Consider the following 236-nt stretch of genomic DNA (forward strand, 5'->3'; position numbering starts at 1 on the left):
CGCGCTGTCCAACACCGACGGGGCCAGCGCCACGGGCCTGTACCTGAACTACGGCCTGAGTGCGATTAACCTGTTGCAGGACAACCCGAACGCGCTGGTGATTGCCACCGAGGCCAGCCCGGATTCCAACAAAAACCTGACCGCGCAACTGACCGGGGTGGGCGGCATCGTGTTTGATGCCAGCAACGGGGCCCTGACCGTCACCAATGGCCAGAACAGCTACACCGGCAGCACCA

1 protein-coding gene is annotated in these 236 nt (G+C 63.6%); it reads left to right on the forward strand.

Annotated features, from left to right (window positions below):
- Nucleotides 1-236, forward strand: a 236-nt coding sequence (locus WG891_RS26820; RefSeq protein ID WP_337265127.1) for a hypothetical protein, incomplete at both ends; no start/stop codon positions are given.

Origin of the sequence: Serratia sp. MMO-28, assembly GCF_037199905.1 — a bacterium.
In the GTDB taxonomy this organism is placed as follows: Bacteria; Pseudomonadota; Gammaproteobacteria; order Enterobacterales; family Enterobacteriaceae; genus Chania; species Chania oryzae.